Origin of the sequence: Yoonia sp., from assembly GCF_017854565.1 — a bacterium.
Classification (GTDB): domain Bacteria; phylum Pseudomonadota; class Alphaproteobacteria; order Rhodobacterales; family Rhodobacteraceae; genus Yoonia.
The window spans coordinates 1-17,012 of record NZ_JAFMHJ010000054.1 but is presented as its reverse complement, the minus strand read 5'-3'; the positions used below and the strand labels follow the sequence as shown (position 1 = coordinate 17,012).

The 17,012-nt window shown below is 55.7% G+C and carries 16 protein-coding genes and 1 pseudogene; 9 read left to right on the top strand and 8 right to left on the bottom strand.

The window, feature by feature from the left end; translation table 11 throughout:
* Window positions 1–193, bottom strand: a 193-nt coding sequence (locus tag QZ196_RS15465; RefSeq protein WP_366510988.1) for a transposase, incomplete at its 3' end; no start/stop codon positions are given.
* A gap of 159 nt (window positions 194–352) precedes the next feature.
* Between QZ196_RS15465 and QZ196_RS15460 the strand changes: the two genes are divergently transcribed.
* Window positions 353–1,372: an AraC family transcriptional regulator ligand-binding domain-containing protein gene (locus QZ196_RS15460; RefSeq protein WP_296428031.1), complete on the top strand. Its 1,020-nt coding sequence runs from the start codon at window positions 353–355 to the stop codon at window positions 1,370–1,372.
* Between the two features lie 239 nt (window positions 1,373–1,611).
* The gene (locus tag QZ196_RS15455) at window positions 1,612–2,805 is read left to right on the top strand and encodes an acyl-CoA dehydrogenase family protein (protein WP_296428029.1); all 1,194 of its coding nucleotides are present in this window, start codon (window positions 1,612–1,614) and stop codon (window positions 2,803–2,805) included.
* A 437-nt stretch (window positions 2,806–3,242) separates the two neighbouring features.
* Here the strand turns inward: QZ196_RS15455 and iolG are convergent, their stop codons facing one another.
* From iolG to iolD, 5 genes are read right to left on the bottom strand one after another with little or no spacing between them, the layout of a single operon-like run.
* Window positions 3,243–4,229: an inositol 2-dehydrogenase gene (gene iolG, locus QZ196_RS15450; RefSeq protein WP_296428027.1), complete on the bottom strand. Its 987-nt coding sequence runs from the start codon at window positions 4,227–4,229 to the stop codon at window positions 3,243–3,245.
* Between the two features lie 3 nt (window positions 4,230–4,232).
* Window positions 4,233–5,072, bottom strand: coding sequence for a class II fructose-bisphosphate aldolase (locus QZ196_RS15445; RefSeq protein WP_296428024.1), 840 nt, complete (start codon window positions 5,070–5,072; stop codon window positions 4,233–4,235).
* Window positions 5,069–5,923: a 5-deoxy-glucuronate isomerase gene (locus tag QZ196_RS15440; RefSeq protein ID WP_296428023.1), complete on the bottom strand. Its 855-nt coding sequence runs from the start codon at window positions 5,921–5,923 to the stop codon at window positions 5,069–5,071. The genes QZ196_RS15445 and QZ196_RS15440 overlap by 4 nt, the downstream gene beginning before the upstream one ends.
* 9 nt (window positions 5,924–5,932) lie before the next feature.
* Window positions 5,933–6,916 (bottom strand): 5-dehydro-2-deoxygluconokinase, encoded by a 984-nt coding sequence (gene iolC / locus QZ196_RS15435; protein WP_296428020.1) that lies wholly within the window; start codon window positions 6,914–6,916, stop codon window positions 5,933–5,935.
* 50 nt (window positions 6,917–6,966) lie between these two features.
* Window positions 6,967–8,829, bottom strand: a complete 1,863-nt coding sequence (gene iolD / locus QZ196_RS15430) for a 3D-(3,5/4)-trihydroxycyclohexane-1,2-dione acylhydrolase (decyclizing) (protein WP_296428018.1) — start codon at window positions 8,827–8,829, stop codon at window positions 6,967–6,969.
* A 114-nt stretch (window positions 8,830–8,943) separates the two neighbouring features.
* Between iolD and QZ196_RS15425 the strand changes: the two genes are divergently transcribed.
* The 3 genes from QZ196_RS15425 to QZ196_RS15415 are packed head-to-tail and all read left to right on the top strand — an operon-like array spanning window position 8,944 to window position 12,137.
* Window positions 8,944–10,041, top strand: a complete 1,098-nt coding sequence (locus QZ196_RS15425; protein WP_296428015.1) for a Gfo/Idh/MocA family oxidoreductase — start codon at window positions 8,944–8,946, stop codon at window positions 10,039–10,041.
* Between the two features lie 20 nt (window positions 10,042–10,061).
* A complete protein-coding gene (locus tag QZ196_RS15420; protein WP_296428013.1) occupies window positions 10,062–10,952 on the top strand; it encodes a TIM barrel protein in 891 nt (296 codons plus the stop codon).
* 51 nt (window positions 10,953–11,003) lie between these two features.
* Window positions 11,004–12,137, top strand: a complete 1,134-nt coding sequence (locus QZ196_RS15415; protein WP_296428011.1) for a Gfo/Idh/MocA family oxidoreductase — start codon at window positions 11,004–11,006, stop codon at window positions 12,135–12,137.
* Here QZ196_RS15415 and QZ196_RS15410 read toward each other — a convergent pair.
* Entirely contained in the window at window positions 12,134–13,132 is a 999-nt protein-coding gene (locus QZ196_RS15410) for a LacI family DNA-binding transcriptional regulator (RefSeq protein WP_296428009.1), read from the bottom strand. The genes QZ196_RS15415 and QZ196_RS15410 overlap by 4 nt on opposite strands.
* A gap of 190 nt (window positions 13,133–13,322) precedes the next feature.
* On the opposite strand from QZ196_RS15410, the gene QZ196_RS15405 reads away from it, so the two are divergent.
* The 4 genes and pseudogenes from QZ196_RS15405 to QZ196_RS15390 all read left to right on the top strand — a co-directional run.
* Window positions 13,323–14,273 (top strand): sugar ABC transporter substrate-binding protein, encoded by a 951-nt coding sequence (locus QZ196_RS15405; protein WP_296428007.1) that lies wholly within the window; start codon window positions 13,323–13,325, stop codon window positions 14,271–14,273.
* A 77-nt stretch (window positions 14,274–14,350) separates the two neighbouring features.
* On the top strand, window positions 14,351–15,463 hold the full coding sequence (locus QZ196_RS15400; protein WP_296428005.1) for an ABC transporter permease: 1,113 nt from the start codon (window positions 14,351–14,353) through the stop codon (window positions 15,461–15,463).
* A complete protein-coding gene (locus QZ196_RS15395) occupies window positions 15,463–16,239 on the top strand; it encodes an ATP-binding cassette domain-containing protein (protein WP_296428003.1) in 777 nt (258 codons plus the stop codon). The genes QZ196_RS15400 and QZ196_RS15395 overlap by 1 nt, the downstream gene beginning before the upstream one ends.
* A 95-nt stretch (window positions 16,240–16,334) precedes the next feature.
* Window positions 16,335–16,571 (top strand): annotated as a pseudogene (locus QZ196_RS15390) (ATP-binding protein); the annotation flags it as partial.
* Window positions 16,572–16,632: 61 nt separating this feature from the next.
* On the opposite strand, the gene QZ196_RS15385 reads toward QZ196_RS15390, so the two are convergent.
* Window positions 16,633–17,012, bottom strand: a 380-nt coding sequence (locus tag QZ196_RS15385; protein WP_296428001.1) for a transposase, incomplete at its 5' end; no start/stop codon positions are given.

The window sequence follows — 17,012 nt, the reverse complement described above, 5'->3', positions numbered from 1 at the left end:
CGCGTGACGACCAGCCCTCGGGGCCAGCATCAGCGTCGGGCAAAAGCTGCCCCTTACCGCGTGCCTCAGCCCGCCACTTGTGCAGTGCCGCCTCGGAAATCCCTTCCTCTTGCGACAACTGCCGAATGGCCATGTTGTTCGGCGGTAACATCCGCTTCAGCACTGCCGATTTTCGTTCCAGTGAATATCCCAAATCATCGTCCTATCCCGCCCTCCTGAAAATTAGACAAAAATAGAGCAGCGGACAACTTCCCTGACACAGGGGGAAAGGCGTCCAGTAACAGTGAAATTTCAGCCCGTCGGTAATAATGCGTGTTGCGCGGCGTGGCTTGGTGATAGGGATATAACCACGATGACAAGTCCTGTGCCCACTATCCTTTCGACTGTTTCAATACAGTTCATCGACGATTGGGTGTCAGCCCTGCGGGGCTCTTGGTCGGATGTTCAGGTGGCATCGTTTCTGCAACGCTCGGGTCTTGTCGCAGATCAACGCCAACCCCATACTCGGGTCACGCTTGATCAAGTCGTGCGCCTTTATCAGATCGCCGCAGTCGAGACGGGCGACGAGATGATGGGACTTTGGAGCCGACCTATTCGTCCGCGCGCCTTGCAGCATCTACTGACATCCGTGCGCGAGGCTGCCTCGCTGCCATCCGCTTTGTACAGGTTTTCGACATTCTGGAACCTGCTTCTGGACGACTACCAGTTCAAGCTGACGGACAGCGACGATTGTCTGCGACTGGTCCTGTGTCCATCTGGCGACGTTTCGGTCCAGCGGTTCGGACATATGCTCATCCTCAAGCTGGCCCATGGGCTGATGTCATGGCTTGCCGGCTATGAAGTGCCGGTTATGGTGGTCGACTTTGCCTTTGATCGTCCGGAGTTTGCAGAGGACTACGCGGTCATCTTTCCAGCGCCCTCTCAATTCGGCGCACCTGCCAGCGCGATTTCGTTTGATCCGGGGCAACTTGGTCCTCCGCAGTCGCGGAGTGCGGCGGACCTTGCAGATTTTCTAAAAAATGCGCCACAGGACTGGATATTCACAAATTCACACGAGCACACGCAATCGCTGCTTATCCGGGAATTCCTGTCACGGTCGCAGTGGGTCAACTGCAATCTGGCTCACGCAGCGCAGGCGCTTAATATGACACCACGCACGTTGATGCGCAGGTTGGATGCCGACGGCACCTGTTTTCAGGCAATCAAAGACGGTTTGCGGCGCGACATCGCCATCCGCGATCTACAGGCGGGCCGCAAGAGCATCGAAGAAATCTCGCAAGATATCGGGTTTTCGTCGGCAGCTAATTTTCACCGTGCATTCCTGCGATGGACGCATGGTACTCCCAGCTCTTATAGACATGTGCGGGGCTAGAAGCGGCGTGTTCCGTTTGGTCCAACGTTTTTTAGTAGACACATATTTTGTCACTTTTTGATAGTTTCTTGGCATGTGATGAGATGTTGTTGAGCGCGTCTGACTGCTAGAAAGAAGCTAACACAGAGAAGAATAACATAAATTGAAAGTATTTTCCGCGCCGGCCCGACGGGGCAGTGTAGGAACTTCTACCTTAAAACGGCACTTCTTGCTGGTTTTACAAAAGAAGAGAAAAACCCATGACCAATACCTTAGACACCATTTTGGCGGCGGCACGGGACCACGCGAAAACTGTGATCAAACCAAATGTTGACGGCTGGAACGCTACTAAGAAATGGCCTCGGGACGCTTCCGACAAGGCTGGCGCGGCGGGACTTACAGGGCTTTACGCCCCGCTTGAACTTGGTGGCCAAGGATTGCCGCTGTCCGAGGGCATTCAGGTTTACGAACAACTGGGCATGGGTGACGGAGCCTATGCCTTTGCCTTATCAATGCATAATATTTGCACCTTCGCAGGTTGCGGCTATGGCACCGAAACATTCAAGGACAAGTGGGCGCGCGACCTGACTTCGGGACGCAAGCTGGCAAACTTTGCTCTTACCGAGCCTCAGTCCGGGTCGGACCCGGTGAATATGTATTCGCGCGCTACAATCAATGGCGATGGCACATGGACGATCAGCGGTTCCAAAGCTTGGGTCAGCCTCGCGACGGAAGCTGACATCTATTTTACCGTTGTTAAGACAAGTGATGCGCCGGGCCACAAGGACATGGCCATGATCGCGATTCCCGCTGACGCCAAAGGCCTCAGCTTTGGCCCGCGCTACGAAACGCCCTCGTATTCGTTCCTGCCGATATCCGAGATGTACATGGATGCAGTGCGGGTGAGCGAAGACAACATCATCTTACCAGTTGGTCAGGGCTTGCAAGGTTCGCTTATGGCAATTGATATCGCGCGCGTTTCCATTGCGTCCAGCTGCTGTGGTCTGATGCAGGCCGCGCTTGATACGGCGCTGTCCTATTCAAAAAACCGTAAAATGTTCGGCGGCAAGAACCTCGATCTCGATGGAATACAATGGATGCTGGGGGAGGTCGCGACTGATCTCGAGGTCTCACGCCTGCTCTATCGAAGGGCAGCCGAGGCTCTTGGCACCCCCCAAGGTCCCCTGATGGCGGCCCATGCCAAGCGCTTTGTGCCTAATGCCGCAGTGAAGGCTGCAAACATTTGCACACAAGTTCTGGGCGGCATGGGTCTGTTGCAACCCTATGGTTTGGACCGCCTATCACGTCTTGCGCAGATGTTGCGCATCGTTGATGGCACGACCGAGATCAGCCGCGTCGTGATAGGTCGGGCTTTGCAAAAACGCGCCGCCGAACTGCCTGACATTCCCGTACCCAAGGGATTTGGCGAGAACGGCAGCGCACCAGTCCGGTAAGCCGCCCAACAGGTCGGGCCAGAAGGTTTTCCGCAAAAGTCTGGCCGATTGCGACGGTCATGTCAGCGGCTGCCGCAATGGTCAAAGCATCACTGGTGGGGTAGGCGCGTGTCACTCATGGGATCAACGAGGCACCACCACCGAAAGCGACAGCATTGTCTGCGACAATTTGATGGGGGCTACACGGGCTTGTTATGAGGCAGTTCTGCTGGCATTTGGATTGGATTTTCGTGCAGATTGACAGCGATGCCGACCATCGTTGGCGGGCCGTAGATCGCCAATGAAAGGCAACGGTGGCCATCTGACAAAGGGCCATCAACGCGATGTGACAACTTTGCACAGCAAAACTTCATGTCGTCAGCGGCAAACTGAGACGGGTTCAGCTATGCTTTGCGCGATCGACACGCCAAACATCGTGGCAACAGCCGACCAACACATCAAAGCATGACTGGAGCGCCCGTAAGCAAGCTTTTCGCCGCCGCGTCCGCAATGAGTTGCGCGCGCAAGCCGTCTTCGATTGTGGGAGACATAGGCGCGCCATGCGCAAGAGCCGTAATGAACGCGGCCATTTCGCCAAGATAGGCAGCTTCATAACGCTCGAGAAAAAAGTTGAGCGTCGGAGCCGTCTCAAATCCCGCAGCCGTGCCAATTTCTACGGTATCTTCGAGAACGTTTGCTGCACGCAACATGCCGAGCGAACCGTGAACCTCCACGCGTTGATCGTAGCCGTATGTTGCGCGACGCGAATTGCTGATTTGGCAGATTTGACCAGATGCGGTGGTCAACGTGACCGCCGCCGTATCCACATCGCCGGCCTTGCCGATCTCGGGATCTACAAGGGCGGAACCAACGGCAAAGACCATCACGGGCTCTTCATTCAACAAGAAACGCGCCATGTCAAAATCGTGGATCATCATGTCTCGGAAGATGCCGCCAGAGCTTTTGATATAGCTGATCGGTGGGGGATTGGGATCGCGCGACAGGATTGTCACAATCTCAACCGCGCCAATATTGCCCGCCTGAATGCGACTGCGGATGTTTGCAAAGTTTTTATCAAAGCGGCGATTAAACCCAGTCATAAACGGCACATCGTTCGCGGCGACAATGGCCATGCATTCGCGTATGCGTTCCGACGACATATCGACGGGCTTTTCGCAAAAAATAGCCTTACCAGCCTGGGCAGCAGCATGGATCAAATCATAGTGGGTGTCGGTTGGCGTCCCGATCACAACGGCCTGAACGTCGGGATTTGCGATCAAATCATCCGCACTTTGCACAACTGCACCCGTGCTTGCCGCAAGGTTTTGGGCCGCAGCGGGAAAGGCGTCTGCGACGGCAAGAACCTTGGCTCCGCCAACTTGTGAGATTGACCTTGCGTGGACCTGCCCAATGCGACCACACCCCAGAATACCGACGTTAATCATATCTTATGCTTTCTCAGAGGCGCGAAAAGCGCGCAAAACAGTGCGGGTGGCCGCAACTAGGGGATCATGTGTTTCTTTCAGGATCGTCAGCCTGTCAAAGCGAGACAGGTCGGCATCTACTGCCTCGCGCAAGGCCGCACCAAAGGCCATACGCAACTCGGTGCCGATGTTGAATTTGCAAACGGACGAGGTCGTCGCCAATAAGGTGCGCTGAGCAACAGGCACGCCAGAGCCGCCGTGGATAACAAGCGGCACAGATGTGACAGCTTCGATCGCACGTATGCGTTCCAGATCAAGCCCGCCTTCTTGGTCCTGCTGCAAATGCACATTGCCAACAGAAACGGCCATCGCGTCCACGCCTGTTTGATGCGCAAACTTTGCGGCCTCGGCGGGATCGGTGCCAGCCGATTTTTCGCCGCCCGAGTAGCCAACAAAGCCTATTTCACCTTCGCAAGAAACGCCCATCGCATGGGCCATTTGTACAATCTCGGCAGTCTCGTCGATGTTCTGACTCAAGGGCTTGCGTGATCCGTCATACATGATCGACGTAAACCCGGACTCGAGCGCCTCGCGACACTCATTTATTGTATAGCCATGATCCAAATGCGCGACGACGGGTATGCTTGCTTCTTCGGCCAAATGTCGAAACATCTTGCCCAAAATGGGCAATGGGGTATGGGCCCGACAACTTGGTCCGGCCTGCAATATTACGGGGCACCCCTCGGCCTCGGCCGCCGCCACATAGGCGCGCATGTCTTCCCAGCCCAGCGTGACCAAACCCGCCACCGCGTAGCGGCCTGCAAGTGCGGGTTGAAGGACTTGTGCCAATGTTGCCAGTGTCATTTGAATTTCGCGATCATATCTTTGATGCCGGGGATGGTCTCAACTTGATAGGCGTGGGTTGGTTGGAAATACTGCACCAAGCTGCGCTGCGAAAGACCGCCCAGAATGGTGAAATAATACATTTCATATCCGGGCATAACGGCGCAGGGGTGGTAGCCGCTGTCGAGAGTAATTGTGGAGCCATCCATGAGTTGATACGCATCACCCGGCTTGCCCTCCTCGCGCTGAATAATCTGCACGCCAGAGCCATGGTTTGGCTTGAAGCGGAAGTTATAGGTCTCATCGTGGCGTGTCTCGATGATGTTGCCATCGGCGTCTTTACGGTCGGTGTCGTGTTTATGTGCGGGGAACCCGGACCAGCCACCCTGACCAACGGTGAACAATTCAGACACCAGCAAACGGCCAACCTTACCGTGATATTTGGTGCCCAAAATATGCTTGATCTTGCGGTGGGTCTTGGTGTCGTCCGACCCGTATTGCACCTTGTCCAACTCGGCGACGCGCACATCAAACGGGTCTAATACCTTGTCATACCGCGCACCGGCGACGAACGTCTCGGTGTCCGTCATGGCAATGACCGTGACCTTGGCCCCAACAGGCACATACACGCCTTCGGGCTCACCGTCCCAAACATTTTCAACACGGTTGCCAACGGCTGCAAATTTCAGGCCCTCAATTTCGACATCCACGGTGCCTGTCGCAGGCACGATGCAGGTCTCGTAACCAGGCACCTGATATTCAAATGCCTCGCCCGCCTTGAGCTTTACGATGTTGAAATAGTTGAGCGGAACAGACGGATCATCGGCATCCACAATGGGGATATTTTTATTGTCATGAGGAGCGATATGCATGTCTTTTCCTTAGGTTACGTCAGTTGGACCAGCGTGGGACGCTATAAATTCATCAAGCTCGGCAGGGTAAGGCATCGCGGGCGCACAGCCCGCTTTCGCCACAACGATCGCAGCGCAAGCAGAGCCGCGCAGCACGGCAGTTTTCAGGTCATGCCCGGCAGCAATCGACGACAGGAGGCCCGCCATAAAGCTGTCACCGGCCCCTGTGGGCTTCAATGCGGTGACAGGGTAAATGCCCGTGCGCATCTCGCCTTCGGCCGAGATGGTAATTGCGCCATGTTCACCCATTTTATACACGACGATACTGGCAGTTGAGGCGGCCAAGGCGCGGGCTTTTTCAAGCCCTTTATCACTGCCGCCAGCCATGAACCCAAACTCTTCATCGTTGCCGACGATCACGTCCGACAGCGCTGCCGCACGCGACAACACATCTTCGGCGACTTGCGGCGTTGGCCAGGAATAAGGGCGGTAATCGACGTCGAAAATCACGGGCAATCCAGCGGCGCGCGCCAATGCGAACGCCTTGAAAGAGGCGCTGCGCGAAGGCTCTGCGGCAAATACGGTGCCTGCCGCAATCAATGCACCAAACTGACTGTAATCCACGTTTGACACATCGGCTTGTGTCATCTCAAAATCAGCAGCACCATTGCGGTAAATCACTGATTGATGCCCCGCCACACGGCTTTCATATAAGGCCAATGAATTTCGCGCTTCGCCGCCCACTGGCGTCACATAAGTTGCGTCCACGCCGTAGTGCGCCAGCTTATTCAGGCAAAACCGCCCGACCGCATCGTCCGAGGTGCGGGTCACGAGCGCGGCTTTCCCGCCAAGTTTTACCAGACCCGCCGCGATGTTCGCTGACGATCCACCCATGTCGGCGGTAAAGCTGGTGGCATTCTCAGTCTCGACACCCACAACGGGATATAGATCCATCCCGACGCGGCCAACCACGACAAAGTGGTTTTGCATGATCTGGGAGATCACATCTTTCATTTCTTGCGACCCTCGGTATTGCCGACTGTGGCAGCGGTAAAGCGCTTCATTCAGACACCCTTTCTTTGTTTGCTGCGACTTGCTTCAACCTCGGCGTGCTTTTCGGCAACCTTTGGGTGGTCGGTCACGTGCGGCGTGCCGACTTCCCACCATGCGTGGCCTTCGGTCGTCCAGCCGTCATACGCGTCCACCTTCATGACGATAACGCTTGTTTTGTCGGCGGCTTTGGCCCGTTTGAACGCGGCGCCCAATTCGGCAGGATTGGCCACCGTCTCGGCATTGGCGCCCATGGCGGCTGCATGCGCTTCAAAGTTCACTGAAAAGGGTGCAGGCACAGTCGGGCAATCCGCGATCAGATTGTTGAAACTCTCATTGCCAGTGTTGTTCTGCAGCTTGTTGATCACCGCAAAACCACCATTATCGAGCACGCAGATGATCAGCTTGCGGTCTGTCAAAACGGACGAATAAATGTCTGAGTTCATCAATAGGTAAGAACCGTCACCGGTGAACACGATCGTGTCCTTGTCGGGCTCCTGCTCGAACTGCGCGATGCGGGCACCCCAGCCGCCCGCGATCTCATAGCCCATGCAAGAAAAGCCGAACTCGACATCGACCGTGCCGATATCCTTGGTCTGCCAATGGGCCGTTATCTCTGCGGGTAGGCCGCCAGCCGCCGCCACAATACGGTCGCGCGGATCACACAAGTCGTTTATCACGCGAATGGCCTGCGCATAAGAATTTGGGCCATTGGATGGGGTGGTAATCTTATCGGTATAAGCCACCCATTTGACCCGCTCGCGCTTGGCAAAATCGACCCATGTCGCAGGCGCCGTGTAGTCGCCCAACGCCGCCAAAGCGGCAAGTCCCAGCTTCGCATCGCCGACCAAAGGCATCGACAAGTGTTTTACCGCGTCATGGCGCGCTACATTCATGCCAATGATCTTGGCGTCCTTCGCAAAGGCCGTCCAGGAACCCGTGGTGAAATCCTGCAGGCGCGTGCCGACGGCCAAAATCACGTCCGCCTTCTGGGCGATTGCATTGGCGCTATCTGATCCGGTCACGCCAACTGGCCCGATATTAAGCGGGTGATCTTGGCGCAGATTTGCACGCCCTGCGATCGTTTCGATGACGGGAATGTCGTGGGCTTCGGCAAAGGCTGTCAGTTCGGCGACTGCGCCAGCGTACTGCACGCCACCACCTGCAATAATCACAGGCCGTTCAGCCGCACCGAGCAAAGCAACAACATCGGTGACTTCGGCGGCATCAGGTGCTTGCCTGCGAATGCGGTGCACGCGCTTTTCAAAAAAGCTTTGGGGGTAATCAAAGGTCCAACCCTGAACATCTTGCGGCAAGCCAATGAATGCAGGGCCGCAATCGGCCGGGTCCAGCATTGTGGCAAGGGCCGCAGGTAACGATTGCAACACCTGGGCAGGGTGGGTGATGCGATCCCAGAAACGGCTCACCGCTTTGAACGCATCATTTACGCCGAGCGTGGGGTTTCCGTAATGCTCTAGCTGCTGCAAGACTGGGTCTGGCAGGCGGGTCAAATAGGCATCACCGCACAGCATCAACATCGGCAAGCGATTGGCGTGTGCAAGGGCAGCGCTGGTCAAAAGGTTCGCCGTTCCGGGGCCCGCGCTTGCCGTGCAAAGCATGAAACGCTGACGAAGCCATTTTTTTGCATAAGCTGCAGCTGCGAATCCCATGCTTTGTTCGTGTTGCCCGCGATACAGCGGCAAGGTCGCACGCGCATCATAAAGCGCCTCACCAAGACAGGTCACATTGCCATGACCGAAAATGCCAAAGCCGCCACCACAAACACGCATTTCCACGCCGTCCACTGCGATGAACTGGGCATCCAGGTAACGGATAATCGCCTGCGCTGTGGTCAGCTGAATTGTGCTATCAGTCATGCTTTGTCTCTTTTCAAACCCATGTCCGGGCGATTGCATCTTGCGTGGTTTCGAATCTAACGATACTTATTTTGCAACCGGTTGCAAACCGTAATTCAGGGCGGATGGCTTAAAATGGCGAAAATTGGCATTGGCATAGTTGGTGGTGGTTACATGGGAAAGGCGCATGCTGTTGCGATGTCCGCAGTTGGTGCTGTGTTCAACACCAAGCTGCGTCCGCATCTGGAAATGGTCTGCGCCAGCAATCCCGCATCTGCTGAAAAGTACCGCGCCGCTTTTGGATTCGCCCGCGCGACGGACAACTGGGAAGTGCTGGTGAACGATCCCGCAGTTGAGGCCGTGGTGATCGCGTCGCCGCAAGCTACTCATCGCGCTATCGCAGAAGCTGCGTTTCGGTTGAACAAGCCGGTCTTCTGCGAAAAACCTCTGGGCGCATCCCTTGAAGACAGCTGCGCGATGGTCAAGGCTGCCAACGGCCAGATCAGCATGGCGGGCTTCAACTATATCCGCACGCCCGCCAGCCAGTTTGCGCGCAAGTTGATCGCAGATGGTGTGATCGGTGATATCACATGGTTCCGAGGTGAGCATACAGAAGACTTTCTCGCTGATCCGCAGTCCCCCGCCAACTGGCGGACAAATGGCGACGCGAACGGCACGATGGGTGATCTCGCGCCTCATATGATCAACGCGGCGCTGGCGCTGATCGGGCCAATAGGCAAGCTTATTGCCGAGGTCGAAACGATCCATAGAACGCGGCCCGGCGGCATTGTCACCAACGACGACCATGCGCAAATGATGTGTCGGTTTGCGGGTGGTGCTATGGGCCAGATGTATTTTAGCCGGGCCAGTCACGGACGGAAAATGGGCTATGCTTATGAGGTGACCGGCACCAAGGGTGCGATCCGTTTCGATCAGGAAGATCAGAACGTGCTTTGGCTTTATACCGCAGACGAGCCCGAGGCGACGCGTGGTTTTCGCAAGATACTGATGGGCCCGACGCATCCCGACTACGCCCCTTTTTGCCAAGGGCCAGGGCACGGCACCGGCTACCAAGATCAGATCATCATCGAGGCCCGCGATTTCTTGCGGGCCATTGAAACCAACACCCCCGTCTGGCCCACATTTACCGATGGCATGGCGGTAAACCAAGTCGTGGCCGCCGCCATGGTTTCGTCGCGGACCAAGACTTGGATTGATGTAGCGTCCCTATAGTACCTGCGAAAGGCACACTAATGACTATAAAAATAGGCAATGCACCATGTTCTTGGGGCATCGAATTTGCAAGCGACCCTTCCTATCCCACGTGGCAATCCGTTTTGGATCAATGTGCAGGTGCAGGGTACAAAGGTATTGAGCTTGGTCCAATCGGCTACATGCCCGAGGACCCCAGTGTTCTGGCGCCTGCTCTGGCCGAGCGCGATTTGGAAATCATCGGCGGCGTGGTGTTCCGCGCCTTCCACGATGCGGCAATGTGGGATGACGTGATGGACGCGTCTGTGCGGACCTGCAAGGCGCTGGTGGCGCACGGGGCGCAGCACCTCGTGCTGATCGACAGCATCAGCCCGCGTCGCGCCCCCACCGCAGGACGCGCCACCGAAGCCGAACAGATGAACAAGGCCGAGTGGACAGCCTACCGTGACCGCATTGCGACCATCGCTAAAATGGGCGCTGAAGAATATGGCCTTACCGTCGGCATACACGCACACGCCGCAGGCTTCATGGACTTTGAGCCAGAGTTGGAGCGGCTCTTGAACGAGGTCGATGAGGGCATCCTGAAAATCTGCTTCGATACGGGGCACCACTCTTACGCGGGATTTGACCCGGTTGCGTTCATGAAAAAGCACATGAACCGGGTGAGCTATATGCACTTCAAGGATATCAACCCCACCGTAAAGGCGCAGGTGGTGGCGAACCGCACCGATTTCTACACGGCATGTGGGCAGGGTATCTTTTCTAACTTGGGCCAAGGCGACGTCGATTTCCCTGCGGTCCGTCAGGTTCTTTTGAGCCATGGATTTGAGGGATGGTGCACCGTAGAGCAAGACTGCGACCCATCTATGCCGGGGACGCCGCTTGAGGATGCGCGCGCAAATCGCGAGTATTTGCAGTCCATCGGGTTTTGATTTTTGGGTGCACAGCCTGTGCACAGCGACTTTTGGGAAAGTGAAAGACTTATGACGAAACTGAAATGGGGCATGATTGGCGGCGGCGAAGGCAGCCAAATCGGGCCAGCACATCGCCTTGGCGCCCTTGCTGACGGGCGCTTTGATTTCGTAGCAGGTGCTTTGGACCATCGTCCAGACGTTGGCCGCGACTATGCCGGGCGCCTCGGGATCGCGCAAGATCGCGCATATGGCGACTGGCGGGAAATGCTCGAGGGTGAGAAAACGCGCGATGATCGCATCGACCTTGTCACAGTGGCAACACCCAACGCCACACACTTTGAAATCACCAAATCCTTCCTTGAGGCGGGCTTTCACGTGCTGTGCGAAAAGCCGATGACGATGACCGTCGAGGAAGGTGAGGAAATAGTACGAGTCGTTGAAAACACGGGGAAAATTTGTGCCGTAAACTACTGTTACTCGGCCTATCCCATGGTGCGTCAGGCCCGCGCCATGGTCCGTGCAGGCGAGATCGGCAAGCCTCGTCTTGTCGTCACAAACTTCAGCCACGGCCACCACGCAGATGCGGCTGATGCTGACAATCCACGGGTCCGTTGGCGGTACGATCCGGCAATGGCTGGCGTTTCCGGGCAGTTCGCAGATTGCGGTATTCACGCGATGCATATGGCAAGTTTCATCTGCGACGATCAGGTCGAAACCCTCTCGGCTGACTTCGCGTCCACAATCCCCAGTCGCGTTCTTGAAGACGATGCGATGGTCAATTTCCGCATGACCGGCGGCACGGTCGGGCGTCTTTGGACGTCGTCCGTTGCCATTGGGCGTCAGCATGGTTTCGACATACAAGTCTTTGGCGAAACCGGAGGATTTCGCTGGACGTCGGAGCAACCCAATCAGTTAATCTATACGCCAGTTGGCGGCCGCACGCAGATCATTGAGAAGGGTGAAGGCGGGTTGCACGCAGACGCGCAACGTCTTAGCCGCGTATCAATTGCCCATCCTGAGGGCTTCCCCTTGGCCGTCGCGAACATCTATTGCGATATCGCTGACGCGATCAACGGTGAGACCCGAGACGGTCTGCCGACCGCATCTGATGGGGTTCGTTCAATGGCCGCTGTTCACACGTCGGTCGCATCCGCGAAAGATAATGGCGCATGGATGGATGCACGCCCCAGCATCTTTCGCTAGGTGCGCGGGCGCAACGTCTTGCGCTCGATCACACGGCACGGAAACAGCCGGGCCTCTGGGTGGCGGTCCGGTTCATCCAACATCGCCACCATCAATTCCACCGACGAGTTGACGATTTGCTTGATGGGCTGGTGGATCGTGGTGAGCGCGATGTTCTCCCAACTGGACATCTCCATGTCGTTCAGGCCAATGATACCGACGTCTTGTGGGACAGTTAAACCTGCATCTTTTATGGCGCTCAGGACGCCAATAGACAAAACATCGTCACCGCAGAAATAGGCTTCTGCAGGCCCGGTTTCCAACAGTCGAAGCATCTCTGCACGGCCCGCTTGGAAGGAATAATCTGTTGCAAACGAGTGGGTTTGACGCACATGGGGGTGCTTGGCGATCTCCTCGGAAAACCCTTTAAAACGGTCTTGGGTCGAGGTTGCTGACTTAGGCCCGCCTAGGAATGCAATGTTCTTGTAGCCTCTTGCCAAGAGTTCCTGCGCGGCCGTTTTCCCGGCTTCTACATTGTCGATACCTACCACATGCACGTCGGGGCTGCTGGCGTAGCGGCCAAATGTATTGACGATCGGAATGCGCTTGTCGCGGAATGCCTTGGAAAAGGCCGGCGGCAGGGTGGATGAGGCCACGATGACGCCGTCCACGGAGTATTGCGTGAGCATCTGCACCGAATGTTCGGGATCGGTTTCACTGCTGAGGTTAACCAGAAGTGGACGCAATCCACGATCTTGGAGGCCACGCGTAAAGAGGTCAAAGACCTCAAGAAAAATAGGGTTGTGGAAGTTATTTGAGACCAGACCGATTAGTTTTGTGCGGCGTGTCGTTAAACTGCGTGCAAGGAAATTTGGGCTGTAGCCCAGCTCGCGGGCAGCTTTTTCGACCTTTTTGCGCATTTTGGGTGAAACAGATGCCCCATCGGTAAAAGTGCGAGACACCGCAGAGCGGGAAACGCCTGCACGCGCCGCGACATCTTTGAGGGTTGGTGTCATCTCTGTTTCTAATCCTGTTTGGTCAATCTTCGCTCTGGTCTATCGAAACGCGGTACGGGCTGCACTAAAAAATGCGCGCCAACATTTTGCAACCGGTTGCAAAGATATCGAATCCATGGTTGTCTCTGCATAGGGCGGGGAGGTCTGCTCTTTTTTGCCAATAAAAATGGTATCCTTGGGAGGAATCAAAATGAAATCTACGATGAAAAAGCTGATGCTCACGGCCGCAGTTATTGCGTCGCCGATGCTGGTATCCGCTGAATCGCACGGCGACGACCTGTCATATATTCTGGTCAGCCATGCACCGGATTCTGATAGTTGGTGGAACACCGTCAAGAACGGTATCGCGCTCGCTGGTGAGCAAATGGGCGTGAATGTAGAGTATCGTAATCCGCCAACAGGTGACCTTGCTGACATGGCGCGTATCATCGAGCAGGCAGCAGCCTCTAATCCCGATGGCATTATCACAACGCTTGCCGACTTTGACGTGCTGTCCGGTCCGATCAGAGCGGCGGTTGATCAGGGCATCGACGTCATTATCATGAACTCCGGCTCACCTGCGCAGGCCGCCGAAGTCGGCGCTTTGATGTATGTCGGTCAGCCCGAGTATGACGCGGGTCTTGCCGCTGGACAGCGCGCTGCACGCGATGGTGTCGGTTCTTTCCTTTGTGTGAACCACTACATCAGCTCGCCGTCTTCTACGGAGCGTTGCCAGGGGTTTGCAGATGGTCTGGGTGTCGATTTAGGCAACCAGATGATCGATTCCGGTCAGGATCCATCCGAGATCAAAAACCGTGTTCTCGCGTATCTTTCTGCTAACCCGGAAACAGATGCCATTTTGACGCTTGGGCCGACGTCTGCTGACCCGACCATCCTTGCTCTCGAAGAGAACGGCATGGCTGGTGACATCTACTTTGGAACGTTTGACCTTGGTGAAGAGATCGTCAAAGCCCTGAAGTCGGGTGTGATCAACTGGGGCATTGATCAGCAACCATTCCTGCAGGCCTACCTGCCTGTCGTGGTTCTGACGAACTATGACCGTTACGGCGTATTGCCAGGCAACAACATCAACTCGGGCCCAGGTTTTGTAACCGCAGACGCCTTGACAAAAGTTGAAGAGTTCGCAGGCGAGTACCGCTAAGTCGATCTGTATTTGGGCGGCCTTGGCTCGCGCTGGGACCGCCCTTTTCCCGCCTATTTCATCTTAGGATCATCCATATGTCTGACACGTCTTCCGCCGACGAGCGCATCAAACAGATTTCGTCCTTGCGCAGCGCCCTGATCCGCCCAGAGTTGGGTGGGATTGTCGGCATCATTGCCGTCTTCACCTTCTTTCTTCTTTTTGCGTTTGATAGCGGGATGTTCAGTGCGCAGGGTGTGATGAACTGGTCAGTCGTCTCGGCCCAGTTCATGATTATCGCGGTGGGCGCTTGCCTATTGATGATTGCGGGCGAATTTGACCTCTCGGTCGGGTCGATGATTGGCTTTGCCGGCATGATGATAGCGGTTTTCGGTGTCTCTCTGGGTTGGCCTATGTGGGCCGCGATATTGATCACCTTTGCCATTTGTATCGCGTTCGGTGCTCTTAATGGCTACATTGTCGTGCGCACGGGGCTGCCCAGTTTTATCGTAACTCTGGCGACGCTGTTTATTTTGCGCGGCTTTACCATTTTCATTCCACAGACGCTTGAGCGCAAGACCATCATTGGCGGCATAAGAGAAGCTGCTGAGGGTGACTGGCTCGCGCCGATTTTTGGCGGCAAGATTCTGACGGGTTTGTTTCAATGGCTTGGCGATATCGGCGTCATCTCCGTGTTTGCGCGCGGCAATCTCAAGGGACAGCCCGTTGTCGACGGGATTCCCATGCTCATCGTTTGGGCGTTAGGGTTGGTTGTTGTAGGCCACATTGTGCTGACCCGCACGCGTTTCGGAAATTGGATTTTTGCGGCAGGCGGTGATGCGCAAGCAGCCCGTTATGTCGGAGTTCCGGTAAATGCCGTTAAAATCAAAATGTTTATGTTCACCGCATTCTGTGCTACCGTTTTTGCGGTTTGTCAGGTGATGGAGTTTGGCTCTGCGGGCGCGGACCGCGGCATTCTCAAGGAATTTGAAGCAATTATTGCGGTGGTCATTGGCGGCGCGCTTTTGACGGGTGGTTATGGATCGGTTGTCGGCGCTGCATTGGGCGCCCTGATTTTTGGTGTGGTCCAGCAGGGCCTGTTCTTTGCAAACGTTGAAAGCTCGCTTTTCCGGGTATTCCTGGGTGTGATCTTGCTGCTTGCTGTGATCCTCAACACGTACATTCGCCGCATGATTACGGGAGAACGCTGATGGAACCTATCATTCAAATGAAGAACATCGAGAAGCATTTTGGCTCTGTCATTGCGCTTAACGGTGTCACGATTGATTTTTATCCGGGCGAATGTCACTGTCTTTTGGGCGACAATGGTGCAGGCAAATCGACCTTTATCAAAACAATGTCGGGCGTTCACAAGCCGACCAATGGCGAAATCCTGTTTGAAGGCAAGCCGATGCATTTTGAGGATCCGCGCGACAGCATCAACGCCGGTATTGCCACGGTTTACCAAGACCTCGCTATGATTCCATTGATGTCGGTCAGCCGGAACTTCTTTATGGGCAATGAACCGGTAAAGCGGATCGCCGGTATCCCTTTCTTTGACCATGAACGCGCGAATGAGACCACGATGGCCGAGATGCGCGCAATGGGGATCAACTTGCGTGGCCCTGATCAGGCGGTCGGTACATTGTCGGGCGGCGAGCGTCAGACCGTGGCCATTGCGCGTGCCGTGCATTTTGGCGCGAAGGTCCTGATCCTCGACGAGCCAACGTCAGCCCTTGGTGTACGTCAGACCGCAAATGTGCTGTCGACTGTGGACAAGGTCCGCAAGCAAGGCATCGCTGTCGTCTTCATCACGCACAACGTGCGGCATGCCATGGCTGTCGGAGATCGGTTTACCGTTCTCAATCGCGGCAAAACCTATGGCACTGCTGCACGGGGTGAAATCACACCGGAGGAATTGCAGGACCTTATGGCGGGCGGCCAAGAACTGGCAACTTTGGAAGGGTCTCTTGGGGGGACCGTTTAGAAGGGTAGTCCCCGCGTTTTAACGGGATATGCTCGTATAACCTACGCCGCCATTTTCCGTTTCAGGACCTGTGTGATCCCGCCGAGCAAAACCGCGGCGCCGAGTCGTTGTTCTAGGTGATCTCCCGACGCTACGCGCGCGGCTTTGCGCTGATCACAAGCAACCTGCCATTCGACGAATGGACCGAAACCTTTGGATCAGAACGCGCTGACCAGCGCGCTCTTCGGCCGCCTGACCAACTACGTCAACATCTTGGCGATGACACTGGCGAAAGCTACCGCCTTGGCCAGTGTAAAGCCGGTCAGGCGCCTCTCAATGTTGAATGTCATTGAGAACTGAGTGGTACAGCAACCGGATGAAAGAGCTATGCTTGAATTTGGGTGACGCGCATCATCAGGCGGCGCGGTTTTCGGTATCGTTTGTGTGTTCGATACCGTCTGTGAACTTGATTCCTTCGATAACCTTTGGCAACTGATTTCTGCCCTTGAGGCGCAGCCATTTTTTCGATGCTGCCTGAATAAGGGTGAAGACCATCAGTTTTGCGGTCTTTTGTGACAGCGCCCCTTTGGTCCTCACCGTTCGGTGCCGAACAGTGGCGAACACGCTTTCAATCGGGTTCGAGGTGCGCAGATGGCCCCAATGCTCAGCTGGGAAGTCGAAGAATGCAAGCATCGCCTCTTTGTCCTTTGTCAGGCAGGCAACACCTTTTGGGTATTTGACGCCATACTTTTCGGAGAAAACGGCCAACGCAGCATCGGCTTCTGCGCGCGTTC

What these genes read in the sequence shown, in the direction of transcription:
- QZ196_RS15460 (WP_296428031.1), top strand. Translation starts at nt 353, where the DNA reads ATGACAAGTCCTGTGCCCACTATCCTTTCGACTGTTTCAATACAGTTC.
- QZ196_RS15455 (WP_296428029.1), top strand. Translation starts at nt 1,612, where the DNA reads ATGACCAATACCTTAGACACCATTTTGGCGGCGGCACGGGACCACGCG.
- iolG (WP_296428027.1), bottom strand. Translation starts at nt 4,229, where the DNA reads ATGATTAACGTCGGTATTCTGGGGTGTGGTCGCATTGGGCAGGTCCAC.
- QZ196_RS15445 (WP_296428024.1), bottom strand. Translation starts at nt 5,072, where the DNA reads ATGACACTGGCAACATTGGCACAAGTCCTTCAACCCGCACTTGCAGGC.
- QZ196_RS15440 (WP_296428023.1), bottom strand. Translation starts at nt 5,923, where the DNA reads ATGCATATCGCTCCTCATGACAATAAAAATATCCCCATTGTGGATGCC.
- iolC (WP_296428020.1), bottom strand. Translation starts at nt 6,916, where the DNA reads ATGAAAGATGTGATCTCCCAGATCATGCAAAACCACTTTGTCGTGGTT.
- iolD (WP_296428018.1), bottom strand. Translation starts at nt 8,829, where the DNA reads ATGACTGATAGCACAATTCAGCTGACCACAGCGCAGGCGATTATCCGT.
- QZ196_RS15425 (WP_296428015.1), top strand. Translation starts at nt 8,944, where the DNA reads ATGGCGAAAATTGGCATTGGCATAGTTGGTGGTGGTTACATGGGAAAG.
- QZ196_RS15420 (WP_296428013.1), top strand. Translation starts at nt 10,062, where the DNA reads ATGACTATAAAAATAGGCAATGCACCATGTTCTTGGGGCATCGAATTT.
- QZ196_RS15415 (WP_296428011.1), top strand. Translation starts at nt 11,004, where the DNA reads ATGACGAAACTGAAATGGGGCATGATTGGCGGCGGCGAAGGCAGCCAA.
- QZ196_RS15410 (WP_296428009.1), bottom strand. Translation starts at nt 13,132, where the DNA reads ATGACACCAACCCTCAAAGATGTCGCGGCGCGTGCAGGCGTTTCCCGC.
- QZ196_RS15405 (WP_296428007.1), top strand. Translation starts at nt 13,323, where the DNA reads ATGAAATCTACGATGAAAAAGCTGATGCTCACGGCCGCAGTTATTGCG.
- QZ196_RS15400 (WP_296428005.1), top strand. Translation starts at nt 14,351, where the DNA reads ATGTCTGACACGTCTTCCGCCGACGAGCGCATCAAACAGATTTCGTCC.
- QZ196_RS15395 (WP_296428003.1), top strand. Translation starts at nt 15,463, where the DNA reads ATGGAACCTATCATTCAAATGAAGAACATCGAGAAGCATTTTGGCTCT.